Source organism: Bradyrhizobium sp. YCK136 (genome assembly GCF_044570075.1).
In the GTDB taxonomy this organism is placed as follows: Bacteria; Pseudomonadota; Alphaproteobacteria; order Rhizobiales; family Xanthobacteraceae; genus Bradyrhizobium; species Bradyrhizobium diazoefficiens.
On record NZ_CP172424.1, the window covers coordinates 2,409,873 to 2,435,053 of the forward strand.

Sequence of the window (25,181 nt, forward strand, 5' to 3'; positions counted from 1 at the left end):
CGAAATGCCGCGCGGCCTCTTCATGTGCTCCTCTATATAGGCAGTTTGGCCGGACGCGACGGTCTCGCGCGGTAGCCTAGATCATTTCTTGCGGAAACGATCGAGCCGCACGACTTCGGCGCCGCCCTGGTTCGGCGGGGTCGGCTCTTCCGCGGTCTCCGCCTTGTCCGTGGCGGGCGTGGGCACCGACAGGGCCGAAGGGGCAGGGGCCGCGGGCAACGTCTCGGGCGCGACCTCGGCGACATCGGACGTGTCGAACTGGAGGCCGAACTTCACGGACGGATCGAGGAAGCTCTTGATGGCGCTGAACGGCACCACCAGCCGCTCCGGAATGCCGCCGAACGACAGGCCGACCTCGAAGCGGTCCTCGAGCACGGTCAGATCCCAGAACTGATGCTGCAGGATGATCGTCATCTCTTCCGGATATTGCGCCAGGAGCCGCGACGACAGCTTCACGCCCTCGGCCTTCGACACGAAGGTGATGAAGAAATGATGCTCGCCCGGCAGTCCATGCGACGCGGCGTCGGTCAGCACCTTCCGCAGCACGCCGCGCAGCGCGTCGCGGGCCAGCACATCGTATCGGATATGATCGGTCGCCATGGTGGTCCTGTTGCATTCCAGGAGTTGGGCCCTGCCGGCCCGACTCGCCAAGCCGCAATAGTACCGCGCCTGACGGGTCAGCAGGAGTCCCCGTGGGGAAGGAAATCGAAGGTAAGTGGAGGCTTCTGTTGCCAGGTGCCTCCGAACCCCGCCTAACGGAGCTTAACCCGTTAGGACTTTAAGATGGTCTTTCAAACTGCGTTACGCAGCCTGAGCAACCGGAGCAAAGTTGTCGTTGGCAACTATTGCAGTAGCCCGATAACGGCGGAACAATACCGGGAAAAAGCACGCCCTTTACGCCCTCGTCGATCCTATTTCGCCCCCGCCAAAACCCGCTTCTAGGGCCTGCCCGCTGGTGGGCTTTGGTGGAGGCGCCGGGTACCGCCCCCGGGTCCGAATGGTTTATTACGACGACCGTTTATTTCCATAGCCGGCGAACCGGCACCCCCAATATAGGGGGCAAAGGTTTAGAAAGACAGGGGTTTGGCGCGGCATGGCGCGGTTCCCTTTGGATAGGTTCCGGATAGCCTTGGCCTCGCGGCGGCCCTCGTTCTAAGCTCCTGACATGTCCCCGGATTCAGCACCGGCCGCCCAAGGGCCGGATCGTGCCGCGACCAGCGGCCCTCCGCCCAGCCTGACCGCGCTGTTTGTGGCCTTCGCCCGGATGTCCCTGGCCGGTTTCGGCGGAGTTCTGGTGTTCGCCCGGCGGGCGATCGTCGAGCAGCACCGCTGGATGACGGCGGACGAGTTCAACGAAACCTTCGCGCTCTGCCATTTCCTGCCCGGGCCCAACATCGTCAATCTGTCGATGGTCTTTGGCGCACGGCTGCGCGGGATCGCGGGCGGCGTTGCCGCCTTTGCCGGGCTGCTGCTGCCGCCGACGCTGATCATGACCGTGCTTGCGATCATCTACGCCCGGTTCGGCGATGTGGAGGTGCTGCGCCGCATCCTCGCAGGCATCTCCTGCGCGGCGGTCGGCCTCCTGATCGCGGTCGTCTTCCGCATGATGACGCCGCTGCTCAAGCGGATGGACGCCGTTGCGCTCATCCTGATGCTCGGCGTGTTCCTCGCCATCGGCGTGCTCCGCCTGCCGCTCCAGGCGGTGCTGCTGGTCGCGATCCCCGTGAGTGTCGGCGCCACCTTCCTCCTGCGGCGGAAGGTAGCAGCGTGAACGCCGAGAACCCGATCTGGGCGCTGATCTCCACCTTTGCGCTGATGTCGCTGTTCGCGGTCGGCGGCGCCGCGGCCGCGGTGCCCGAGATGCACCGTATCGCGGTCGACGTGCATCACTGGATGACCGACAAGCAGTTCACTGATGCCTATGCGATCGCGCAGCTCTCGCCAGGTCCGAACGTGCTTACTATGCCGTCGCCGGCATCCCCGGCGCGCTGGCAGCGACGCTGGCCATGTGCCTGCCGACCGCGCTGGTTGCCTACTATGTTAGCCGGCTCTTGAACCGGCCGAGCCAATCGCGCTGGCCCGGCCTGATCCAGGCTGCATTGGTTCCGCTCTCGATCGGATTGATGGCGGCGAGTGCCCTGATCCTGGCCAACGCGACCGATCGCACGATTGCTGCGGTGCTTCTGACCGCGATGGTTGCGGTGCTCGCAGCGGTCTCGCGCATCAATCCACTATGGCTCCTGCTCGCCGGGGGCTTGTTGGGTTTTGCTGGCATTGTGTAATGAAAATCGCTAGGCAGTGATCCGGGCGAGGGATCCATTTCCAGCCGATTAGAACAACACTGCGCGTGACTTACGGGTCGCGGAGGAGACATGCATGGCCGATACGATGGGCCACTCAGCGACAGCCACCCGAAACACCTCGGTGGCGATCGGTTTTTGTCTGCTGGCCGTTGCGCCGCAGATATTCGAATTCATCTGGTCGATCGGGACGATCTTTGGCTGGGGCGCGGGACGCGGCCCGGCCACCGTTCTCATCAGCCATGCCACCGCGTTGGTCGCGGGCGCTCCCGCGGCACTGATCGGATCGGTCGGCGGTGAGACCAAGAAGGCGTCATCCGACGTGCTGCTGGCGCTGATCTATTCCTATCCGGTCTTAGCGGTGGCGATCGTCACGCTGTTCATGACCATCCGGTCGGCCCAGGATTATGTCGGCGGCGTCATCCTGATGGCACTCGCGCTGTTCGCGCTGTGGGCCTCGAGCGATTTGCAGGGCATGCGCGGCTTCTCCTTCGGTGCGGGCACCGCGCCGCGCATGTTCGGCGGGCTGCTGGTCGCCTTGTCCGCCGGCATTGCCTTGACCGGCCTTCTGACCGACGGGCCGGCGATGGCCCATTATTCCTGGCGCGGGCCGCTGTTCGTGATGGTCTCGATCGTGTTTTTCGCGCTCGCGATCCGGCCGCTGGGCCTCGTGGTCTCCGCCTTCGCGAGTTTCATGATCGCGGCGATGGGCTCGCATGAGACGCGCTGGCTGGAGGCTGCCATCGTCGGCGCCTGCCTGACGCTCGGCTGCGCGCTGCTCTTCCCTTACGTGCTCGGGCTACCGATGCCGATGTTTCCGCGTTTCCTGATCCAGTGAGGGCGTGATGGATATTTTTGCCAACCTCGCCCACGGCTTCGCCGTCGCGCTCTCTCCGATCAACCTCCTGATGTGCCTGATCGGCGCCCTCGTCGGCACGCTGGTCGGCGTTCTCCCGGGCATCGGCACCATCGCGACCGTGGCGATGCTGCTGCCGATCACCTTCGGACTGCCGCCGGTCGGCGCGCTGATCATGCTCGCCGGCATCTATTACGGCGCGCAATATGGCGGCTCGACCACGTCGATCCTGGTCAACATACCCGGCGAGGCGACATCGGTCGTCACCGCCATCGACGGTCACCAGATGGCCAAGCAGGGCCGTGCCGGCCCGGCGCTGGCGATCGCGGCGATCGGCTCGTTCTTCGCCGGCTGCGTCGCGACCGTGCTCATCGCCGTGCTCGGCGCGCCGCTGACCAAGCTCGCGCTGGCGTTCGGTCCGGCCGAGTATTTCTCGCTGATGGTGCTCGGTCTGATCTTCGCGGTCGTGCTGGCCAAGGGCTCGGTGCTGAAGGCGATCGCGATGATCGTGCTCGGCCTGCTCATGTCGATGGTCGGCTCGGACATCGAGACCGGCGCTTCGCGCATGGCCTTCAACATTCCGGAGCTCGCCGACGGTCTCGGCTTTGCAACGGTCGCGATGGGCGTGTTCGGCTTTGCCGAGATCATCCGCAACCTCGACGCCGGCGCCGAGATGAACCGCGACCTCGTGCAGCAGAAGATCACCGGCCTGATGCCGACCAGGAAGGATCTGCGCGACTCCGCGCCTGCGATCCTGCGCGGCACCGTGCTCGGCTCGATCCTGGGCATCCTGCCGGGCGGCGGTGCCGTGATCGCGTCCTTTGCGGCCTATACGCTCGAGAAGAAGATCGCCAAGAACCCGTCGCGGTTCGGCCGCGGTGCGATCGAGGGCGTGGCGGCGCCGGAAAGCGCCAACAACGCGGCGGCGCAGACCTCCTTCATCCCGCTGCTCACCCTCGGCATCCCGCCGAACGCGGTGATGGCGCTGATGGTGGGCGCGATGACTATCCATGGCATCGTGCCGGGCCCGCAGGTGATGCAGAAGCAGCCGGATCTCGTCTGGGGCATGATCGCCTCGATGTGGATCGGCAACCTGATGCTGATCATCATCAACCTGCCGCTGGTCGGAATCTGGGTCCGCCTGCTGCGCGTGCCTTACCGGCTGATGTTCCCCTCGATCGTGATCTTCTGCGCGATCGGCATCTACTCGGTGAACAACGCACCGGTCGACGTCATCCTCGCCGGCGTGTTCGGTCTCGTCGGCTACTGGCTGATCAAGCACGATTTCGAGCCGGCACCGCTGCTGCTCGGCATGGTGCTCGGACCGCTGATGGAAGAGAACCTGCGCCGCGCACTGCTGATCTCGCGCGGCGACTGGAGCGTGTTCCTGACGCGTCCGTTGTCGGCGGTGTTGCTGGCGATCGCGGCGAGCCTGTTGATCCTCACGGTGCTGCCCGCGCTGCGCGCCAAGCGCGACGAGGTGTTCACCGAATCCGAGAACTGATCGCGTCGGCGCGGCGCCCTGCGTCCGCGCGCCGCATTCGGAAGTCGAATCGACTTGTGTGATGTCTTCGTGAAATGAAAATGCCGGCCCTTGTGGCCGGCATTTTTGTTTGTGTCCCAAGGAGTCGACAAGGAACCGACCTGGGACCGACAAGGAGATCGACATGACCTTTATTCGCGCGCTCGCGGGCGCATGTGCCGCGGCGGCCGCATCGCTGTGCGCGTTTGTCGCACCGTCTCAGGCGCAGACCTATCCGACGCGCGGCATCACCATGATCGTGCCGTTCGCGGCCGGCGGCCCGACCGACGTGATCTCGCGCATCGTCACCGCGCACATGGCGCAGACGCTGGGGCAGAGCATCGTCATCGAGAACGTGGTCGGCGCCGGCGGCACCACCGCGACCGCGCGGGCCGCACGCGCGGCCAATGACGGCTATACGCTGATCACGGGGCATATGGGCACGCACGCCGCATCCGTGCCGCTCTATCCGAAGCTTGCCTATCATCCGGAGAAAGACTTCGAGCCGATCGCGCTGCTGGCGGGCACGCCGATCCTGATCCTGGCGCGCAAGGATTTTCCGCCGAAGGACCTGAAGGAGTTCGTCACCTATGTGAAGGCCAATGCCGAGAAGGTGAACGCGGCGCATGCCGGCGTCGGCTCGGTCTCGCACGTGTCCTGCGAGCTCTTGCACTCCATCCTCGACATCAAGCCGGTCGGCGTGCCCTTCAACGGCACCGGCCCCGCGATGAACGCGCTGGTGGCGGGGCAGGTCGACTACATGTGCGACCAGATCGTCAACGCCGTGCCACAGATCAACGCCGGCACCATCAAGGCCTATGCGATCGCAACGGCCGAGCGCAATCCGTCGCTGCCGAACGTGCCGACGACGACGGAAGCCGGCCTGCCTGCGTTCCAGGCCCAGGCCTGGAACGCGATGTTCGCACCGAAGGGAACTTCGCCGGCCATCGTGGCGAGCCTGAACGCCGCCGCCGTCAAAGCGCTCGACGACGCGACGGTGAGGAAGCGCCTGCTCGAGCTCGGCAGCGTCATCCCGGGCCCAAAGGACCGGACGCCGGAGGCGCTCGCGACCCTCGTGAAGAACGAGATCGCGAAATGGACCCCGGTGCTCAAGCCGGCCAGTTAACCAGCACAATCAAGCCGATAGGCGGGGGCGGGACGCGAGTTCCGCCCCTTGCCGTTTCACCGGAAACGCTCACTTTTTCCGGGTATAATCGGTGCAGGCAGCGAATCGCCGCTGTCGCAGCGCGGAGGTGGCCGCTAAGTTCGCGGCCTCCCCAAAGGCACACGACACATGCACCAGTATCAGGACCTGCTCGAGCGGATTCTCTCAGACGGCGCCGAGAAGACCGACCGGACCGGCACCGGCACGCTCTCGGTGTTCGGCCATCAGATGCGCTTCAATCTGTCGGCCGGCTTCCCGATGCTGACCACCAAGCGGCTGCCGCTGAAGGCGATCGTGCACGAGCTGTTGTGGTTCCTGAAGGGCGACACCAACATCAAATATCTGCGCGACAACGGCGTCACCATCTGGGACGAGTGGGCGGACGCCAATGGCGATCTCGGCCCGGTCTATGGTCATCAGTGGCGTTCCTGGCCCGCGCCGGACGGACGCAGCATCGACCAGATCGCCAACGTCGTCGATATGATCAAGCGCAACCCGGACTCGCGCCGCCTGATCGTCTCGGCCTGGAATCCGGCCGAGGTCGACAAGATGGCGTTGCCGCCGTGCCATTGCCTGTTCCAGTTCTATGTCGCCAACGGCAAGCTGTCGTGCCAGCTCTATCAGCGCTCGGCCGACGTGTTCCTCGGCGTGCCCTTCAACATCGCCTCCTATGCGCTGCTCACCATGATGGTGGCGCAGGTCACGGACCTGAAGCCCGGCGACTTCGTGCATTCGTTCGGCGACACCCATCTCTATTCCAACCATCTGGAGCAGGCGAAGCTCCAGCTCACGCGCGCACCGCGTGCGTTGCCGGTGATGCGGATCAATCCCGACGTGAAGGACATCTTCTCCTTCCGCTTCGAGGATTTCGAGCTCGTCGGCTACGATCCGCACCCACACATCAAGGCGGAAGTCGCGGTCTGACGCAGATGTCGCTCAACATCCGCCGCGTGCGTCCTGGCGAAGCCGGGCTGGTTCTTGCCTTCATCCGTGAGCTCGCCGAATACGAAAAGCTCTCGCACGAGGTCGAGGCGACCGAGGCTGACATCGCGGACGCGCTGTTCGGCGAGCGACCGCGGCTCTATTGTGCGATCGCCGAGTGGAACGGCGAGGCGGTCGGCTTTGCGGTCTGGTTCGCCAATTTCTCCACCTTCAGCGGCCGTCACGGCATCTATCTCGAAGATCTGTATGTGCGGCCGTCGCATCGGGGCAAAGGCCTCGGCAAGGCGCTGCTGGTCTATCTCGCAAAGGAATGCGTCGAGAACGGCTGGTCGCGTCTGCAATGGGCGGTGCTCGACTGGAACGCGCCGTCGATCGCGTTCTACAAGTCGCTCGGTGCCGTCATGATGGACGACTGGACGCTGTGCCGCGTCACCGGTCCTGCGCTGACGCGGCTTGCGGGGAGCTCTGTCTGATGGAGATCGTCTTCGTCGTGGCGGTCGCGGAGAATGGCGTCATCGGCGCAGGTAACGCGATTCCATGGCGGCAGAAATCCGACATGGCGCGCTTCAAGGCGCTCACGATCGGCAAGCCCGTGATCATGGGCCGCAAGACCTTCGAATCCCTGCCCCGGCCGCTTCCGGGCCGCACCAACATCGTGATCACGCGCGATCCGGCTTATCGCGCCGCCGGTGCCGTCGTCACGACATCAGCCGTGGATGCGGAGGCGATTGCGCGCGGCGATGCCCTGCGGCGTTCGGTCACCGAGATCGCGGTGATCGGCGGCGCCGAGATCTATCGGCAATGGTTCGGTCGTGCCGATCGGCTCGAAATCACCGAAGTGCATGCGCGCCCCGACGGCGACACGCATTTCGGCATCGACAAGGCAGAATGGGAGGAGACGGCGCGCATCCGTCATCCTGCCGGACCGAACGACAGCGCCGATTACTCCTATGTGACATATCGTCGGCGGCCGCGCCATTAACCGCATTCGCCAATGTTAACATTGACTTTTCTGCCCCCGGGCTTAGCTGCAAAGACAGCCCGGGCTGCGTTGTAAGGGACCTGCCTGTCCCCTATAAAGCCGGACCGGACAAAGCGGGCAGGGGCAGTTCCACCCTGCCGAGGAGAGCGTCGAATGCCGTGGAAGAATCAGGGCGGTGGCCCATGGGGCTCGGGTCCAAAGGGACCATGGGGCTCAGGCCCGCAACCGGTCGGGCCGAGGCCTCCGGATCTGGAAGACCTTCTGCGGCGCGGCCAGGACCGCCTTCAGCAGATCATGCCGGGTGGCTATTTCTCCGGCGTCGGCATCACGCTGATCATCCTGATCATCATCGCGTTCTGGCTGCTGTCGGGCTTCTTCCGCGTGCAGTCCGAGGAGCGCGGCGTCGTGCTGCGCTTCGGCAAGCATGTCCGCACCGTGGATCCGGGCCTGAACTATCATCTGCCCTATCCGATCGAGACAGTGCTGCTGCCCAAGGCGCTGCGCGTCAACACCATCTCCATCGGCATGACGCTGATCGACGATCCGGCACGGCGCGGCCGCTCCATTCGCGACGTGCCCGAAGAGAGCCTGATGCTCACCGGTGACGAGAACATCGTCGACGTCGACTTCACCGTGCTGTGGCGCATCAAGCCCGACACCGGCGGCGTCGGCGACTTCCTCTTCAACATCCAGAACCCCGAAGGCACCGTGAAGGCGGTCGCCGAGAGCGCGATGCGCGAGGTGATCGGCCGCTCGCAGATCCAGCCGATCCTCACCGGCGCGCGCAACGTCACTGAACAGGGCGTGCAGGAACTGATCCAGAAGACTCTGGACAGCTACGGCGCCGGCATTCAGATCAGCCAGGTGCAGATGCAGAAGGTCGATCCGCCGGCGCAGGTGATCGACGCCTTCCGCGACGTGCAGGCGGCACGCGCCAATCTCGAGCAGCTGCAGAACGAAGCACAGACCTACGCCAACCAGGTGGTGCCGCAGGCGCGCGGACGTGCGGCGCAGATCATGCAGGCCGCCGAAGGCTACAAGGAGCAGGCGGTTGCCGAGGCCAAGGGCCAGAGCTCGCGCTTCCTGAAGGTTTACGAGGAATACAAGAAGGCGCCCGAAGTGACGCGTGAACGGATCTATCTGGAGACGATGGAGCGCGTGCTCGGCGGCGCGGACAAGCTCGTCTATGACGGCGGCCCCTCGGGCCAGGGCGTTGTGCCCTATCTGCCGCTGGGCGAATTGACGACGAAGCGGCCGCCCGCCGCCGGTCAGCAATCGAGCGGAGGCAGCCGATGAGGTCTCCGGTCACAGGTATCGTCACCCTCCTCGGGCTCCTGCTCGTCGTGATCGTCGGCTACATGTCGCTATTCACGGTGCAGCAGACCGAGCAGACCATCGTGCTTCAGTTCGGCAAGCCCGTCGACGTCGTCACCGATCCCGGTCTGCACTTCAAGGCGCCGTGGAATTCGGTGATCAACATCGACAAGCGGATCCTCGATCTGGAGAACCCGTCGCAGGAAGCGATCGCATCCGACCAGAAGCGGCTCGTGGTCGACGCCTTCGCGCGCTACCGCATCAAGGACGCGCTGCGCTTCTATCAGAGTGTCGGCTCGATCCAGGCTGCCAACATCCAGCTCACCACGCTCCTGAACGCGGCGCTGCGCCGCGTGCTCGGCGAGGTCACCTTCATCAACGTGGTGCGCGACGACCGCGAGAAGCTGATGCTGCGTATCCGCGACCAGCTCGATCGCGAGGCCGACGGTTACGGCATCCAGGTTGTCGACGTCCGGATTCGCCGCGCCGACCTGCCGGAGCAGAACAGCCAGGCGGTCTACCAGCGCATGAAGACGGAACGCGAGCGGGAAGCCGCCGAGTTCCGGGCGCAGGGCGGCCAGAAGGCGCAGGAGATCCGCTCCAAGGCCGACCGCGAGGCGACCGTGATCGAGGCGGAAGCCAGATCGCTGGCTGAGCAGACCCGCGGCGTCGGCGACGCCGAGCGCAACCGCCTGTTTGCGGAAGCCTACGGCAAGGATGCTGACTTCTTCGCCTTCTACCGGTCGATGACGGCCTATGAGAACGGGCTGAAGTCGAACGACACCCGCTTCCTGCTGCGGCCGGACTCGGATTTCTTCCGGTTCTTTGGTAACCCGTCCGGCAAGGCGGCGACCGCGACGCCGGCAAAGCCGTAAGCTAGACAAGGGCGGCGGCAGGTCTGGCCGCCCTTCGTCCAGACAAGAACAGCACCACGGGAGGTTCCAATCCGATGAGGTCCATTGCGTTCGCCGACTTCCTCATCGGCTTAGGCATCCTGTTCGTGCTGGAAGGCTTGATGTTCGCGGCGAGTCCGAACTGGATGCGCAAGGCCATGAAGAGCGCCATCGCCACGCCGGACAACGTCCTGCGGGCGGTCGGGATCGGTTCGGCCGTGGTCGGCCTGATCCTGATCTGGGTGATGCGGCGTCCGATTTAGGCCTCGCGCCAACGCCAAAGTGAAGGCAAGGGACCGGTTTTCGCCGTATTATCCGGGTCTTGAGGCCCGTGAAGCTCCGCGCTTGCGCCGTCCCCCCGTTCGAGCGCAGTCTTGACGCCGAATCCCTTTTTCTGGAGATCACAATGACCGCTGCCATCATTGCCCCGTCCCGCTTGCGCCATCGTGCGCGACTTGGCGTGAGAATTGGGCTGGCCGCGCTCGCCGTCAGTGCTTTCGGCGCGTTCGGCACGCCAGCTCAGGCGCGCGGACCGGAGGGCATCGCCGACGTCGCCGAGAAGGTGATCGACGCGGTCGTCAACATTTCGACCTCGCAGACCGTCGAAGCCAAGGGCGGCGGCAGCAACACCATGCCGCAACTGCCGCCCGGCTCGCCCTTCGAGGAGTTCTTCGACGACTTCTTCAAGAACCGCAGGGGTCCCGGCGGCCCCGGTGGCGGCAAGGGCGGCGACAACGGCCCGCCCCGCAAGACCAACTCGCTCGGCTCCGGCTTCATCATCGACACATCAGGCGTCGTCGTCACCAACAACCACGTCATTGCGGATGCCGACGAGATCAACGTCATCCTCAACGACGGCACCAAGATCAAGGCCGAGCTGGTCGGCGTCGACAAGAAGACCGACCTGGCCGTGTTGAAGTTCAAGCCGACGAAGCCGCTGGTCGCGGTGAAGTTCGGCGATTCCGACAAGCTGCGTCTCGGCGACTGGGTGGTCGCGATCGGCAACCCGTTCAGCTTGGGCGGCACGGTGACGGCCGGCATCGTCTCGGCCAAGAACCGCGACATCTCCTCGGGTCCCTATGACAGCTACATCCAGACCGACGCCGCCATCAACCGCGGCAATTCCGGCGGTCCGCTGTTCAATCTCGATGGCGACGTCATCGGCGTCAACACGCTGATCATCTCGCCCTCCGGCGGCTCGATCGGCATCGGCTTCGCCGTGCCGTCGAAGACGGTCATGGGCGTCGTCGACCAGCTCCGCCAGTTCGGCGAATTGCGCCGCGGCTGGCTGGGGGTGCGCATCCAGAGCGTCACCGATGAGATTGCCGAGAGCCTCAACATCAAGCCGCCGCGCGGCGCGCTGGTTGCCGGCGTCGACGACAAGGGCCCGGCCAAGCCGGCCGGCATCGAGCCCGGCGACGTCGTCGTCAAGTTTGACGGCAAGGACGTCAAGGACCCGAAGGATCTCTCCCGCGTCGTCGCCGACACAGCGGTCGGCAAGGAGGTCGACGTCATCATCATCCGCAAAGGCCAGGAGGAGACCAAGAAGGTCACGCTCGGCCGCCTCCAGGATCCCGACAAAGTGCAGGCCGCGGTGAAGACCGACGAGCCCGCGCCCGAGAAGCCGGTGACGCAGAAGGCGCTCGGCCTCGATCTCGCCGTGCTGAACAAGGACCTGCGCACGCGCTACAAGATCAAGGACAGCGTCAAGGGCGTGGTCGTCACCAATGTCGACGCCAATTCCGACGCCGCCGAGAAGCGCCTGTCCGCCGGCGACGTCATCGTCGAGGTGGCACAGGAGGTCGTCTCCAGCGGCGCCGACATCCAGAAGCGGGTCGACCAGCTCAAGAAGGACGGCAAGAAGTCGGTGCTGCTGCTGGTCTCCAACGCCGACGGCGAGCTGCGGTTCGTGGCGCTGAGCGTGCAGTAAGGGGCGATACGCCCCGCACTCAACTGTCGTGCCCCCGCGAAGGCGGGGCATCCAGTACGCCGCGGCCTCTCGGTTCTAGCCGCACTGTCTCTGGAATACTGGATTGCCCGCCTTCGCGGGCGATAACAGCGGGGAGGAGGCTACCCCTCCACAAACTCCTCGCGCCGATACCCCTGCGCATAGAGCAGCGCGGTGAGATCGCCGTGGTCGATCTTTGCAGCAGCCGCAGCGGCCACCGCCGGCTTGGCATGATAGGCCACGCCCAGTCCCGCCGCCTGGATCATCGCCAGATCGTTGGCGCCGTCGCCGACCACGACCGAGTCGACGTCGTCGAGATCGAACGACTCCATCAGATCCACCAGCGTCGCGAGCTTGGCCGCGCGGCCCAGGATCGGCTCCTTGACCTCGCCGGTGAACTTGCCGTCGCGCACGATCAGCTCGTTGGCGCGGTTCTCCTGGAAACCGATCCTGGCGGCGACCGCGTTCGTGAACAGCGTGAAGCCGCCGGAGACGAGGCAGGTATAGGCGCCGTGCGCCCGCATGGTCGCGACCAGTGTGCGGCCGCCCGGCGTCAGCGTGATGCGCTTTTCCAGCACCTCGTCGACGACACTGGCGGGAAGGTCCTTCAGAAGCGCAACGCGCTCGCGCAGCGCCGGCTCGAACTCGATCTCGCCGCGCATCGCGCGTTCGGTGATGGCGGCGACATGGGCCTTCATCCCGACGAGATCTGCGAGCTCGTCGATGCATTCCTGGCCGATCATGGTGGAATCCATGTCGGCGAGAAAAAGCTTCTTGCGCCGAACGCCGGCAGGCTGCACGACGATGTCGATCGGCAGGTCGCCGCGAAGCTCGCGCAACCGCTGTTCGATGGCGTGACGGTCGCCTTCGAGGTTACTGTCGGCGCCGAAGGGAATATCGACCGCAACCCCGTCGAACAGCCAGTGCGCGGGCGCCGCCTGAGGCAGCACGGCGCGGGCGCCGTCGACGATGGTAGAGTCGAGCGCGGGACTATCGGGATTGCAGATCAGCGTGGCGACCAGGGACATTTGAGGTTTTCGTGAGCGAGGGGCAAGTCGGCAGAAGGCCTATTGGCAAGGCCGTGCTTATCGCAGGCCCGACCGCCAGCGGCAAGTCGGCGCTGGCGCTCGAGCTGGCGCTCGCCACCGGCGGCGTCGTCATCAATGCCGATTCCATGCAGGTCTACCGCGACCTGCGCATCATCACGGCGCGCCCCACACGGGCAGACGAGGCGCTCGTGCCGCATCACCTCTACGGCCATGTCGATGCCGCCGTGAATTTCTCGGCCGGTGCCTGGGTGAGCGATGCAGCCAAGGCGCTCGAAGGGGCGCGAGCCGAAGGCCGCCTGCCGATCTTCATCGGCGGCACCGGACTCTATTTCAAGGCGCTGACCGCGGGCCTCTCTGTGGTGCCGCCGATCCCTGCCGAGGTGCGCGAAGACGTGCGCGCGCGGCTGGAGCGGAACGGCGTCGAGGCGCTGCATGCGGAACTCGCGGCCCGCGATCCGCGTGCGGCCGGGCGATTGAACCTGCGTGACCGCACGCGGATCGCGCGCGCGCTCGAAGTGATCGGGGCGACCGGGCGCTCGCTGCTGGACTGGCACCAGGAGGGCCAGCCGCCGCTGTTGCCCAGGGACAGTTTTCACGCGGTATTTCTCGCCCCCGGGCGCGACGAGCTCTATGCCCGCATCGATGCCCGCTTCGACGCCATGCTCGGCGCCGGCGCCTTGAGGGAGGTCGAGCGCCTCGCCGCCCGGCAGCTCGATCCGCTGCTGCCGGCGATGAAGGCCCATGGCGTGCCGGCCCTGATCCGGCATTTGCGCGGTGAGCTCTGCTTGGACGAGGCGGCCACGATCGGCCGCGCCGACACCCGCCATTACGCCAAACGGCAATTCACCTGGTTCCGGCACCAATTGCCGGAGTTCGAATGGGTGAAGCCGGAGGAGGCGAGGGGCTGGCTCGCGGCGATCGCGAATGCGGCGCAGGACGAGGGTTGAGGCCTCCTATGCGCTGTCATTCCGGGGCTCGCAAAGCGAGAACCCGGAATCTCGGGATTCCGGGTCTGGTCCTGCGGACCATCCCGGAATGACGGCGTAGGCGACGTGCTTTTGCGCCGGGTTCCCCGAATTTACCTCTCGCCGAACCCCGGGAACACCGCTACACTGCCAAAATCGCGCGGGGACGGCCGCATCGCCTTGACATCCGGGCTTTGGCCGCTATGTTTCGCGCAACCTTTGGGAAGCCGGGCGCCTGCCATGCGTAACATTATTACCAAGCTCCTTATCGCCGTCGTACCCAGGCACACCGCCGGGGATGGCTAGCTGCCATCCACATGACAGGCGGTGTGCATGGGCCCTCTTCGGGGCCTTTTTTATTTCCCGAACCCGACATGAATGAAGCCGCTGGCAACAGCGCATCCGGAGCAAGCCAATGAGCGACAAGAGCCACGATCCGAACCAGATGACCGGCGCCGCGATGATCGTTCGCGCGCTCATCGATCACGGCGTGACCGACATCTTCGGCTATCCCGGCGGCGCGGTGCTTCCGATCTATGACGAGATCTTCCAGCAGAGCGAGGTCCAGCACATCCTGGTCCGCCACGAGCAGGGCGCGGGCCACGCCGCCGAGGGCTATGCGCGCTCGACCGGCAAGCCGGGCGTTGCGCTGGTGACCTCCGGTCCCGGCGCCACCAACATGGTGACGCCGCTGACCGACGCGCTGATGGACTCGATCCCGCTGGTCTGCATCTCCGGCCAGGTGCCGACGCATCTGATCGGCAACGACGCGTTCCAGGAATGCGACACGGTCGGCATCACGCGTCCCTGCACCAAGCACAACTGGCTGGTGCGCGACGTCAACGACCTCGCAAAGGTCCTGCACGAGGCGTTCTACGTTGCGACCACGGGCCGTCCGGGCCCGGTGCTGGTCGACGTGCCCAAGGACGTGCAGTTCGCGACCGGCACCTATCATCCGCCGCGCAAGTCCGACGTGCACCGCTCCTACGCGCCGCGCGTGAAGGGCGATGCGACGCAGATACGCAAGGCCGTCTCGCTGCTCGCGAACGCCAAGCGTCCCGTGATCTACAGCGGCGGCGGCGTGATCAATTCCGGCCCGGAGGCGACCAAGCTGCTGCGCGAGCTGGTCGAGGTCACCGGTTTTCCGATCACCTCGACGCTGATGGGCCTGGGCGCGTATCCGGCGTCGGGCAAGAACTGGCTCGGCATGCTCGGCATGCACGGCACCTATGAGGCCAACATGACGATGCATGATTGCGACGTCATGCTGTGCGTCGGCGCGCGCTTCGACGACCGCATCACCGGCCGTGTCGACGCGTTCTCGCCGGGCTCGAAGAAGATCCACATCGACATCGACCCGTCCTCGATCAACAAGAACATCCGTGTCGACGTGCCGATCATCGGCGATTGCGGCAACATCCTCGGCGACATCCTCCAGGTGTTCAAGGCGGAGGCGAAGAAGCCGGACGTCAAGGCGTGGTGGCAGCAGATCGCGCAGTGGCGCGCCCGCAACTCGCTCTATTACAAGAAGAGCAACGACATCATCCTGCCGCAGCACGCGATCCAGAGCCTGTTCGAGGCGACGCGCGGCCGGGATACCTACATCACGACCGAGGTCGGCCAGCACCAGATGTGGGCGGCGCAGTTCTACGGCTTCGAGGAGCCGCATCGCTGGATGACGTCGGGTGGGCTCGGCACCATGGGCTACGGCCTGCCTGCCGCGGTCGGCGTGCAGGTGGCGCACCCGGACAGCCTCGTCATCGACATCGCAGGCGATGCCTCGGTGCAGATGACGATCCAGGAGATGTCGACGGCGGTCCAGTACGAGCTGCCGATCAAGATCTTCATCCTGAACAACCAGTACATGGGCATGGTGAGGCAGTGGCAGCAGCTGCTGCACGGCAACCGCCTGTCGCATTCCTACTCGGAGGCGCTGCCGGATTTCGCCAAGCTCGCGGAAGCCTATGGCGGCGTCGGCATCCAGGTGCACAAGCCTTCAGATCTCGACGGCGCCATCCAGGAGATGATCTCGGTCAGGCGCCCGGTGCTGTTCGACTGCCGCGTCGCTGCGCTCGAAAACTGCTTCCCGATGATCCCCTCCGGCAAGGCGCACAACGAGATGCTGTTGCCGGAGCAGGCGAACGACGAGGCCACGGCCAAGGCGTTCGCGGGCGGCAAGGCGCTGGTGTGAGCTGGTAGGGCGATGACGCAGCAGCGACGAGCGGTCTCCCTTCGCCTCTCCCCGCTTGCGGGGAGAGGCCGGATTGCGCGTGAGCGCAATCCGGGTGAGGGGGAGTCTCCGCGAGTCAAATTCTCACCGTCCGCGCAGAGACTCCCCCTCACCCCAACCCTCTCCCCGCAAGCGAGGCGAGGGAGCAGATCATTTGCGGGGCTACCATGTTCGACCTGAAGGAGCTCGAGCGCGCACATGCGATCGTGGGGCAGGCGGTGCCGGCTACGCCGGCGCACGCCTGGCCGCTGCTCGCCCAGCGTCTCGGCACCGAGGTCGTCGTCAAGCACGAGAACCACACGCCGATCGGGGCCTTCAAGGTGCGCGGCGGGCTGGTGTATCTCGAACGGCTGAAGCGCGAGCGGCCGAACATTCCGGGCATCATCTCGGCGACGCGCGGCAATCACGGCCAGAGCCTGGCGTTCGCGGCGAGCCGCCACGGCGTGCCTGCGGTGATCTATGTGCCGCGCGGCAACTCGGTCGAGAAGAACCGGGCGATGAAGGCCTTTGGCGCCGAACTCGTCGAGCATGGCGAGGATTTTCAAGCGGCCGCCGAGGAGGCGCAACGGCGCGCCCAATTTACCGGCCTGCACATGGTGCCGTCGTTCCATCCGGATCTCGTGCTCGGCGTCGCCACCTATGCGCTCGAACTGTTCCGGACGGCGCCAGATCTCGATGTTCTCTATGTGCCGATCGGGCAGGGCTCCGGCATCTCCGGCTGCATCATGGCACGCGACCTCCTGGGCCTGAAGACCGAGATCGTCGGCGTGCAGTCGACCGAAGCGCCGTCCTATGCGCTGTCGTTCGCGGCCGGCAAGATCGTGACGACGAAGACCAGCAACACGCTGGCCGACGGCCTGGCAACGCGCATTCCCGACGCAGACGCGTTCGCGCTGATCCGGAAGGGCGCCTCGCGCATCGTGCAGGTCACCGACGACGAGGTCGCCGCCGCGATTTGCGCCTACTGGACTGATACGCACAATCTCGCCGAAGGCGCCGGTGCCGCCGCGCTCGCCGCGGCGCTTCGGGAAAAGACAAAACTGTCAGGCAAGCGCGTCGGTCTCGTGCTGTCCGGCGGCAATATCGATTTCGACCTGTTCAAGCGATGGGTGATGGCGGATGCGCCGCCCCAGAGAGTGGTCGCGTGATGACCCCAGCATTTGCCAAGAGCTCCGCTGTCATCGTCCGGCTTGACCGGACGATCCAGTACGCCGCGGCCGTCGTGGGAATCTCGGCGCCGGTGGTTACTGGATGCCCCGCCTTCGCGGGGCATGACATGGAAGAATAGAGGGGACGACAATGAACCAGCCCGCATCGGCCTATTTCATCGAGGATCGCCACGATCCCAACGAGACGCATACGCTTTCGGTGCTCGTGCAGAACGAGCCCGGCGTGCTCGCGCGCGTCATCGGCCTGTTCTCCGGGCGCGGCTACAATATCGAGAGCCTCACGGTCTCGGAGACCGAGGCGCAGAAGCATCTATCGCGCATCACCATCGTCACCACGGGCACGCCGATGGTGATCGAGCAGATCAAGCACCAGCTCGACCGCATGATCCCGGTCTACCGCGTTGTCGACATGACCCAGACCAAGCGCTCGATCGAGCGCGAGCTGGCGATGGTGAAGGTGCGCGGGCAGGGCGAGCACCGGGTCGAGGCGCTGCGGCTGGCGGATGCATTCCGCGCCCGCGTGATCGACGCCACCACCGAGAGCTTCGTGTTCGAGATCACAGGCAATACGGACAAGATCAATCAATATATCGACCTGATGCGCCCGCTCGGCCTTGTCGAGGTGTCGCGCACGGGCGTTGCCGCGATCGGCCGCGGGCCTGAAGGGATGTGAACCATGCTGGCGCGCGACTGGTACTACAACGAGCGGAACCGGATGGGCATCGAGCCCGCGGTGGCGTCGATCTACGACAGCCACGACGATGCCGATCTGCGGGCGCGCGCCGCCCTGAAAATGCTCGGTGTCCAGCGCGGCTGGCGCATCGCCGACATCGGCTGCGGCAACGGCGTGCTCGCCACCGAAGCTGCGCTGATGGGCGCCGAGGTCGATGCCATCGACATCTCGCCGGCGATGCTGGCGCTCGCCGAGATCTATGCCCGGGACCGCAAGGCGCCCGTGCGCACGCAGTCGGCCGGCCTGCTCAGCTTCGCCTACCGGCCGGAATCCTACGATCTGATCGTCAGCGAGTTCACGCTGCATCATCTGCCGGATTTCTGGAAGGTGGTGGCGATGTCGCGGATCTTCCGCGCGCTGAAGCCGGGGGCGAGCTTCTATCTGCGCGACATCGTCTATGCCTCGATGCCCGACGCGGTCGAGCGCGACGTCGAGCAGTGGGCAGAATTCCAGATCAAGAACCACGATTTCTCGCGCGAGGGCGTGGTCACGCATATGCGCGACGAATATTCCACCTTCGGCTGGGTGATGGAGCGGATGCTGTCCGATGTCGGCTTCACGCTGGTCTCGGCCGACTATCACGCGCCGATGCACGGCACTTATCTGCTGCGGAAACCCAATCCTTCCACGTAAAGGCCGGCGAGCAAGGCTAGACCAGAACAAGAAACAGGGCTGCACGACAGGGCAGAACCGGAAACAACAATGAAGCCGGCCGACATCCTCATCGCCCTCCTGGTGGCGATCATCTGGGGGCTTGCCTTCGTGGCGAGCCGGATCGCGCTCGACGAGTTTTCGCCGGAACTGATGACGGCGATGCGCTTCATTATTGCTGCGGTGCCGTGCCTGTTCATTCCCAAGCCGAAGGTCGCATGGTCGCTGCTGATCGCGATCAGCTTCACGCTGTTTCTCGGCCAGTTCCTGAGCCAGGCCTATGGCATCGCCCATGGCGTGCCGGTGGGGCTGACCAGTGTCGTCGTGCAGAGCCAGGCGCTGTTCACGATCGGCTTCGCCGCGATCGCCTTCGGCGAGCGGCCGACACAAGTGCAGACGCTCGGCATCGTCATCGCCGCAGCGGGCCTGCTGATGATCTGCGGCACCGTCGGCTACGATTTCAGCGTTGCCGCCTTTGCGGTGCTGATGATCTCGCCGATCAGCTTTGCCATCGGCAATCTGCTGCTGCGCGGCGCTCGCGGCGTGCCGATGTTCGATCTGTTCGCCTGGCTGTGCGTCGCCTCGGCCGTGCCGCTGTTCGTGCTAGCGCTGATCGCCAACGGGCCGGCGTCGACCTGGACGTCGCTGATGCACATGTCCCTGACATCGGCGCTCTGCATGCTGATGCTCGGCGGCATTTCCACCAGCATCGCCTATTGGCTGTGGGGCCGCCTCTTGCGCGACTATCCCGCGGCCCAGGTGGTGCCATTCGCGCTGCTGGTGCCGTTCGTCGGCTCCGCCGCCTCCAGCATCGTATTCGGCGAACGGTTCGGCCCGCTGCGCCTCGCCGGCATGCTGACCGTGATCGGCGGAATCGCCGTGATGGTGCTGGCGAGGCGTCCGCAAATCCTGCCGAAGACGGCGTGAGGTGAACATGGCCTACTCGCTCTTCTATGCCTTCCTCGCCTTCATGGTGGTGATGTACTTCACCCCCGGGCCGAATAACATCATGCTGCTGGCGTCGGGCCTGACCTATGGCTTCCGCCGCACCATCCCGCACATCGTCGGCATCGTCATCGGCTTTGCCTTCATGGTCGCCACCGTCGGCGTCGGGCTCGGCACCGTGTTCCTGGCCTATCCGATCCTCCAGACCATTCTGAAATATGCCGGGGCGGTCTACCTGATCTATCTTGCCGCCGTGATCGCCATGTCCGGCCCGACCAAGCCGGGCGAGGAAGATGGCCGCGGCCCGATGACCTTGTGGGGCGCGGCCATGTTCCAATGGATCAACGCCAAGGGCTGGGTGATCGTGATCGGCACCATCACCGCCTATGCGGCAATTGCCCGGTTTCCCATCAACATCGTGATCCAGACCCTGATCAGCCTGCTCGTCGGCACGGTCTCGACCGTGGTCTGGGCGCTGTTCGGCACTGCATTGCGGCCGATCCTGACCTCCGAGCGGCTGGTCCGCGCCTTCAATATCCTGATGGCGATCCTGCTGCTGGCCTCCCTCTACCCCGTTTTCATGGATGCATGATGTCGCGGATTTCCATGCAGAAACGGGTTTCCCTCAGGGCTGAAAATGCTCTAGACAGCCCCCGAAATCCGCAAATTTCACCCTTCGGACACTGACCATCGGCCGATTTCGGCCCTGAACGAGGAAACGACCTATGCGTGTTTATTACGATCGCGACGCCGACCTGAACCTGATCAAGGGCAAGAAGGTCGCCATCGTCGGCTACGGCAGCCAGGGCCACGCCCATGCGCTCAACCTGAAGGATTCCGGCGTCAAGGAAGTCGCCATTGCGCTGCGCAAGGACTCGAGCTCGGTTAAGAAGGCGGAAGCTGCCGGCTTCAAGGTGATGGATGTCGCCGAAGCCGCCAAATGGGCCGACCTCGTTATGATGCTGACCCCGGACGAACTCCAGGGCGATATCTATCGCGAGCACCTGCACGACAACATGAAGAAGGGCGCCGCCCTCGTGTTCGCCCACGGCCTCAACGTCCACTTCAACCTGCTCGACCCGCGCGCCGACCTCGACGTGCTGATGATCGCGCCGAAGGGCCCCGGCCACACCGTGCGCTCGGAGTATCAGCGCGGCGGCGGCGTGCCCTGCCTGATTGCGATCGCCAAGGATGTCTCGGGCAACGCCCACGACCTCGGCCTGTCCTACGCCTCTGCGGTCGGCGGTGGCCGCGCCGGCATCATCGAGACCACCTTCAAGGAAGAGTGCGAGACCGACCTGTTCGGCGAGCAGGTCGTGCTCTGCGGCGGCTTGGTCGAGCTGATCAAGGGCGGCTACGAGACCCTGGTCGAAGCCGGCTACGCCCCGGAGATGGCCTATTTCGAGTGCCTGCACGAAGTGAAGCTGATCGTCGACCTGATCTATGAAGGCGGCATCGCCAACATGAACTACTCGATCTCCAACACCGCCGAGTATGGCGAGTACGTCACGGGTCCGCGCATCGTCACTGCCGAGACCAAGGCCGAGATGAAGCGCGTTCTCGCCGACATCCAGGGCGGCAAGTTCGCCCGCGACTGGATGCTCGAGAACAAGGTCAACCAGACCTCGTTCAAGGCGACCCGCGCCAAGCTCGCCGCGCATCCGATCGAGGAAGTCGGCGCGAAACTCCGCGACATGATGCCCTGGATCAAGAAGGGCGCGCTGGTCGACAAGAGCAAGAACTAAGCACCGTCATTCCGGGGGGCGTGACGAAGTCGCGCCCCCCGGAACTCGATCCATATTCACCAGCTTCCGGGGCATGGAGCAGTCCCGGTCTGAAGCGGCCAGGTGATGTCCGCCTCGCGCCGGTGTGATCTCGCTGATCGTGCGCGCCGCTCCCCCCGCGCGGCGCGAAGCTCCGGCCGAAACCGACCTCGGTTTTGCAGCAGCATGGATGTTTTTCAGCGCTCCCCAAGTATTAGGGCACCGTTGCTGACCTGATTTCCGTACGACTACGGGATCGAATTGCGATAGGCAGATCAACCAAATCTTAGCGCGGCCGAGCGAGGGTGAGCCATTGCTCGTACTGCAGATGGACAATGCTGAACGCTTGGCGAAGGCTGGCCGGATCGCCGGGATCGTCCGTCACGATCCTGGGCTTGCTGTTTTCGCTCGTTGTCGTCGCTCTGTTTCTCGTTGATCTGGGCATCCGTTATCGAGAAGCGGTCGCATCAGCGAAAACCGACGCGCTCAATCTCTCGGCCATTCTTGCCGAGCATGCCGCGGTGACGTTCGAAGACATCGATCGAGTGCTGCTCGAGGCGCAGGCGATCCGCAAGGGCGCCTTGTCCGGAAAATACGCCGATCCCGGTGCGGCCAATGCCGCGTTGCGTCAACTGGTCAAGAGCTCGTCGATTCTCGTCGCGGTCGGCTGGACCGATGCGTCCGGCGCGGTCGTTGCGCATTCCTACGAGCACGCGCCGCCGCGCAGCAACATCTCCGACATGTCGCACTTCATCGCGCAGCGCGATGGCGCCGGCACCGGATTGTTCGTTGCGCCACCCTATCGTTCGGCCGGCGGCGACAAGTGGTTCAGCGCGGCGTCGCGCCGGTTGAACAACCCGGACGGGAGCTTTGCGGGCATCGTCACTGCACCGCTCGATCAATCTTTTCTCCTCAAGATCTACCGCAAGATAGATCTGGGGCAGGACGGCTCGGTCGTCCTGCTCCATCGCGTCGGGCGGATCCTGGCGCGCGTTCCGGAACAGAGCAACGTTTTGGGCATGTCGGTTGCGGGCGGCCCGCTCTTCACCCAGTATCTGCCGGTCTCCGAGTCGGGCTCATACGAGCTCACCAGCCCCGTCGACGGCGTCACGCGCATCGCAGGGTACAAGGCCGTGTCCGGCCTGCCGCTGGTTCTGGTGGTGACTTACTCGCGTAGTTACGTGTTGCAGCCGCTGTACCGGCATCTCTACACCTTCGGCCCGCTGGCTGCCGCGATCGTCACCATTATTCTGATCGGCACATTCCTGCTGCGGCGGCAAACGAATGCGCTTGCGGCTGCGAGTGCCCGGTTTGATGCTGCGTTGAGCAACATGCCGCATGGGCTCAGCATGTTTGACGCCGACGAGAGGCTATTGGTCGCCAACAGCCGTTACCGCGAGATGTATGATCTCACGGAGTCGCAGGTCGAACCTGGAACGCCGCTCAGCAGCATCGTCGGCCACTACAAGGCGACGGGAGCCGAACTGGACGCGGAGGAATTCCTCGAGGGCGCAAAGCACCGGGCGCCGCGGATCCTCACGCTTGCCGATGGCCGGATCATCTCGATCCTGCGAACGCCCATGGCCGATGGCGGCTGGGTCGCGACTCATCAGGACATCACCGAGAGACGGCGAGACGAGATCCTGCTGGCCGAAAATGCCGCCGAGCTGAGGCTCATCAACACGCGGTTCGATGTCGCGATCAACAACATGAATCAGGGCCTGTGCCTGTTTGACGCCGATAAGAACCTGGTCGTCTCCAACAGCCGTTACCAGCAGATGTACGATCTGCCGGACGAACTGGTACAGCCAGGCACGCCGCTGCAGCGGATATTGCAGCACTATGCGGATCGCGGTGAAACCAGCTCGCTGTCGGTCGACCAGCATGTCCAGATCATGCCGACCCAGCGACAGCAGGACTACGCGTTGAAAGACCACCGCCAGATCCTGATCCAGCGCAAGCCGCTGCCGGATGGCGGCTGGGTTGCGACGCACGAAGACGTCACCGAGCAAAAGCGCGGCGAGCAGATGCTGGCCCAGAAGGCAGTGGAGCTGGAGGCGATCAATATGCGCTTCGATGCTGCCCTCAACAACCTGTCCCAGGGGCTCTGCATGTTCGATGCGGACCAGAGGATCGTGGTCTCGAACGCGCGCTATGCCGAAATTTATCATCTGAGCGGCGATCAGATCGGGCCTGGCACTTCGCTGGCGCAGATTCTCGAATATCGGCGCGAAAAAGGGACGTATTTTGCCGACGTCGCGCCGGACGTCTATCTCAGCCAGAACGTGAAGCAGCTGAGCGAGATCCGGGAACTTGCCGACGGCAGGGTGGTCGCGATCGCGCGCCACATGATGCAGGATGGCGGCTGGCTCACGACCCACGAGGATATTACCGATCGGGCGAGAAACGAGAAGCGTATCGCCTATCTGGCGCAGCACGATCTGCTCACGGGTCTTGCGAACCGCGCCGTGTTCTCCGAAAAGCTCGACGATGCTGCAAAGCGGTCGCAGCGTCATGGCACGACGTTCAGCGTGCTGATGCTGGATCTCGACAGGTTCAAGGCCGTCAACGATACGCTCGGTCACGCCGCGGGCGACCAGTTGCTGGTCGAGGTTGCGCGGCGGCTGAGTTCGTCGTTGCGGGATACCGATGTGCTGGCGCGGCTCGGCGGTGACGAATTCGCGATCATCCAGGAGAACGAAAAAAATCAGAGCGAGGGCGCGATTGCTCTCGCTCTGAGGATCATCGGCCTGATCGAGCAACCCGTCGATCTTGACGGCCATCGCGTCAGCGTCGGCGCCAGCGTCGGCATCGCCTTCGCGCCGGAGCACGGCGCCGACGCCGAGACGTTGCTGCAGAAGGCGGATGTCGCGCTCTACGCGACGAAGTCTGCCGGCCGAAACGATTTCCGCATCTTCCAGCCCGAAATGACGGAAGCTGCGGACACACAGAAGTCGATGGAAGGCGAACTGCGGGAAGCGATGGCCCGCAACGAGTTCGAGCTGCACTACCTGCCGGTGATCGACGCCAGAACGCGCGCGATGACGGGCCTGGAATGTTTCGTGCGCTGGCATCACCCTTCGAAGGGGGTGCTGGCGCCTTTCCTGTTCCTCGGTGTCGCCGAGCAGGCCGGACTGATGGTGCCGCTCGGTGAATGGATATTGCGACAGGCCTGCCTGGACGCGGCTGCCTGGCCAGCGCACATCAGGGTCGCCGTCAACATGAGCGCCGCCCAGTTCCACAGGAGCAACGTGCTCGACGTCGTCCTGTGCGCGCTGGTCGAGTCGGGATTGTCGCCCGAGCGGCTCGAACTCGAAATACCGGACGCTGCGCTCCTGGACGGGAATCTTGCGGCCCACCTGCTGACGGTCCGGCAACTGAAAAACCTCGGTGTCGGCGTCGTCCTCGATAATTGCGGTGTAGGCTATTCCGCGGCGAGCTACCTCCAGAGCTTCCCATTCGACAAGTTCAAGATCGACCGCGCGATCGTGAAGGACTGCACGACGCGAAGGGATTGCGCCGCGGTCATTGCCTCCGCGGTCGCATTGGCGCGCGGTCTCGGTGTCGCCACGGTCGCCAAGGGCGTCGAGACCCCTTCGCAATTCGAGGCTCTTCAAGCAGCGGGTGTGGACTTCGTCGAGGGATACCTATTCGGGCGACCCGTGCCGAACTTTGAAATCAGTTTCGATTTGCCGTTGCCGGCACAAAACGTCGCGTGATCTCATGACCTCCGTCGGAACACAGGCAACTCAAC

The 25,181-nt window shown here is 64.7% G+C and carries 23 protein-coding genes, 1 other RNA gene and 1 pseudogene; 21 read left to right on the plus strand and 4 right to left on the minus strand.

Going from position 1 to position 25,181, the window contains the following annotated elements:
* Positions 1-81: 81 nt before the first annotated feature.
* Complete coding sequence (locus tag ACFLEY_RS11305) at positions 82-600, minus strand: SspB family protein (RefSeq protein WP_060908562.1); 519 nt, start codon at positions 598-600, stop codon at positions 82-84.
* Positions 601-714: 114 nt separating this feature from the next.
* Positions 715-1,082, minus strand: a transfer-messenger RNA (tmRNA) gene (ssrA, locus tag ACFLEY_RS11310).
* An 83-nt stretch (positions 1,083-1,165) separates the two neighbouring features.
* On the opposite strand from ssrA, the gene ACFLEY_RS11315 reads away from it, so the two are divergent.
* The 12 genes and pseudogenes from ACFLEY_RS11315 to ACFLEY_RS11370 all read left to right on the plus strand — a co-directional run bounded on the left by ACFLEY_RS11315 (position 1,166) and on the right by ACFLEY_RS11370 (position 11,904).
* Positions 1,166-1,771 (plus strand): chromate transporter, encoded by a 606-nt coding sequence (locus ACFLEY_RS11315; protein ID WP_060908561.1) that lies wholly within the window; start codon positions 1,166-1,168, stop codon positions 1,769-1,771.
* Positions 1,768-2,282: pseudogene (locus ACFLEY_RS11320) on the plus strand (chromate transporter). The gene ACFLEY_RS11315 and the pseudogene ACFLEY_RS11320 overlap by 4 nt, the downstream one beginning before the upstream one ends.
* Positions 2,283-2,376: 94 nt before the next feature.
* Positions 2,377-3,138 (plus strand): tripartite tricarboxylate transporter TctB family protein, encoded by a 762-nt coding sequence (locus ACFLEY_RS11325; protein WP_028176176.1) that lies wholly within the window; start codon positions 2,377-2,379, stop codon positions 3,136-3,138.
* Between the two features lie 7 nt (positions 3,139-3,145).
* Positions 3,146-4,660, plus strand: a complete 1,515-nt coding sequence (locus ACFLEY_RS11330; RefSeq protein ID WP_027544749.1) for a tripartite tricarboxylate transporter permease — start codon at positions 3,146-3,148, stop codon at positions 4,658-4,660.
* Between the two features lie 163 nt (positions 4,661-4,823).
* Complete coding sequence (locus ACFLEY_RS11335) at positions 4,824-5,804, plus strand: tripartite tricarboxylate transporter substrate binding protein BugD (RefSeq protein ID WP_060912664.1); 981 nt, start codon at positions 4,824-4,826, stop codon at positions 5,802-5,804.
* 168 nt (positions 5,805-5,972) lie between these two features.
* Positions 5,973-6,767, plus strand: coding sequence for a thymidylate synthase (locus tag ACFLEY_RS11340; RefSeq protein ID WP_060908560.1), 795 nt, complete (start codon positions 5,973-5,975; stop codon positions 6,765-6,767).
* A gap of 5 nt (positions 6,768-6,772) precedes the next feature.
* Positions 6,773-7,258, plus strand: coding sequence for a GNAT family N-acetyltransferase (locus ACFLEY_RS11345; protein WP_011089251.1), 486 nt, complete (start codon positions 6,773-6,775; stop codon positions 7,256-7,258).
* Positions 7,258-7,767: a dihydrofolate reductase gene (locus ACFLEY_RS11350; RefSeq protein WP_011089250.1), complete on the plus strand. Its 510-nt coding sequence runs from the start codon at positions 7,258-7,260 to the stop codon at positions 7,765-7,767. Before ACFLEY_RS11345 ends, ACFLEY_RS11350 begins: the two co-directional genes overlap by 1 nt.
* Before the next feature lie 153 nt (positions 7,768-7,920).
* On the plus strand, positions 7,921-9,063 hold the full coding sequence (gene hflK / locus ACFLEY_RS11355; protein ID WP_011089249.1) for an FtsH protease activity modulator HflK: 1,143 nt from the start codon (positions 7,921-7,923) through the stop codon (positions 9,061-9,063).
* A complete protein-coding gene (hflC, locus tag ACFLEY_RS11360) occupies positions 9,060-9,956 on the plus strand; it encodes a protease modulator HflC (RefSeq protein ID WP_011089248.1) in 897 nt (298 codons plus the stop codon). The genes hflK and hflC overlap by 4 nt, the downstream gene beginning before the upstream one ends.
* A 74-nt stretch (positions 9,957-10,030) precedes the next feature.
* Positions 10,031-10,237 (plus strand): DUF2065 domain-containing protein, encoded by a 207-nt coding sequence (locus ACFLEY_RS11365; RefSeq protein ID WP_011089247.1) that lies wholly within the window; start codon positions 10,031-10,033, stop codon positions 10,235-10,237.
* Positions 10,238-10,380: 143 nt separating this feature from the next.
* A complete protein-coding gene (locus ACFLEY_RS11370; protein WP_011089246.1) occupies positions 10,381-11,904 on the plus strand; it encodes a Do family serine endopeptidase in 1,524 nt (507 codons plus the stop codon).
* 140 nt (positions 11,905-12,044) lie between these two features.
* Here ACFLEY_RS11370 and serB read toward each other — a convergent pair whose 3' ends face one another.
* The gene (gene serB, locus ACFLEY_RS11375; RefSeq protein ID WP_211433852.1) at positions 12,045-12,950 is read right to left on the minus strand and encodes a phosphoserine phosphatase SerB; all 906 of its coding nucleotides are present in this window, start codon (positions 12,948-12,950) and stop codon (positions 12,045-12,047) included.
* A gap of 11 nt (positions 12,951-12,961) precedes the next feature.
* Between serB and miaA the strand changes: the two genes are divergently transcribed.
* The 8 genes from miaA (at position 12,962) to ilvC (ending at position 21,409) form a co-directional block, all read left to right on the plus strand.
* Complete coding sequence (gene miaA / locus ACFLEY_RS11380) at positions 12,962-13,918, plus strand: tRNA (adenosine(37)-N6)-dimethylallyltransferase MiaA (RefSeq protein WP_060908558.1); 957 nt, start codon at positions 12,962-12,964, stop codon at positions 13,916-13,918.
* Positions 13,919-14,351: 433 nt separating this feature from the next.
* The gene (locus tag ACFLEY_RS11385) at positions 14,352-16,127 is read left to right on the plus strand and encodes an acetolactate synthase 3 large subunit (protein ID WP_060908557.1); all 1,776 of its coding nucleotides are present in this window, start codon (positions 14,352-14,354) and stop codon (positions 16,125-16,127) included.
* A gap of 206 nt (positions 16,128-16,333) precedes the next feature.
* The gene (locus tag ACFLEY_RS11390) at positions 16,334-17,314 is read left to right on the plus strand and encodes a threonine dehydratase (RefSeq protein WP_396604637.1); all 981 of its coding nucleotides are present in this window, start codon (positions 16,334-16,336) and stop codon (positions 17,312-17,314) included.
* A 151-nt stretch (positions 17,315-17,465) separates the two neighbouring features.
* Positions 17,466-18,008 carry an acetolactate synthase small subunit gene (gene ilvN / locus ACFLEY_RS11395; protein ID WP_011089241.1) on the plus strand — a complete coding sequence of 181 codons (543 nt, stop codon included), beginning with the start codon at positions 17,466-17,468 and terminating at the stop codon, positions 18,006-18,008.
* A gap of 3 nt (positions 18,009-18,011) precedes the next feature.
* Entirely contained in the window at positions 18,012-18,701 is a 690-nt protein-coding gene (locus tag ACFLEY_RS11400) for a class I SAM-dependent methyltransferase (RefSeq protein ID WP_011089240.1), read from the plus strand.
* A 69-nt stretch (positions 18,702-18,770) separates the two neighbouring features.
* Positions 18,771-19,646, plus strand: a complete 876-nt coding sequence (locus ACFLEY_RS11405; RefSeq protein ID WP_028176171.1) for an EamA family transporter — start codon at positions 18,771-18,773, stop codon at positions 19,644-19,646.
* Positions 19,647-19,653: 7 nt separating this feature from the next.
* Entirely contained in the window at positions 19,654-20,256 is a 603-nt protein-coding gene (locus tag ACFLEY_RS11410; protein ID WP_060912663.1) for a LysE family translocator, read from the plus strand.
* Between the two features lie 133 nt (positions 20,257-20,389).
* Positions 20,390-21,409 carry a ketol-acid reductoisomerase gene (ilvC, locus tag ACFLEY_RS11415; protein ID WP_011089237.1) on the plus strand — a complete coding sequence of 340 codons (1,020 nt, stop codon included), beginning with the start codon at positions 20,390-20,392 and terminating at the stop codon, positions 21,407-21,409.
* A gap of 485 nt (positions 21,410-21,894) precedes the next feature.
* On the opposite strand, the gene ACFLEY_RS11420 is transcribed toward ilvC, so the two are convergent.
* The gene (locus tag ACFLEY_RS11420) at positions 21,895-22,128 is read right to left on the minus strand and encodes a hypothetical protein (protein WP_396604638.1); all 234 of its coding nucleotides are present in this window, start codon (positions 22,126-22,128) and stop codon (positions 21,895-21,897) included.
* A gap of 147 nt (positions 22,129-22,275) precedes the next feature.
* Here ACFLEY_RS11420 and ACFLEY_RS11425 point away from each other — a divergent pair, with 147 nt between their 5' ends.
* Entirely contained in the window at positions 22,276-25,146 is a 2,871-nt protein-coding gene (locus tag ACFLEY_RS11425; RefSeq protein WP_396604639.1) for a PAS-domain containing protein, read from the plus strand.
* Positions 25,147-25,181 lie beyond the last annotated feature (35 nt).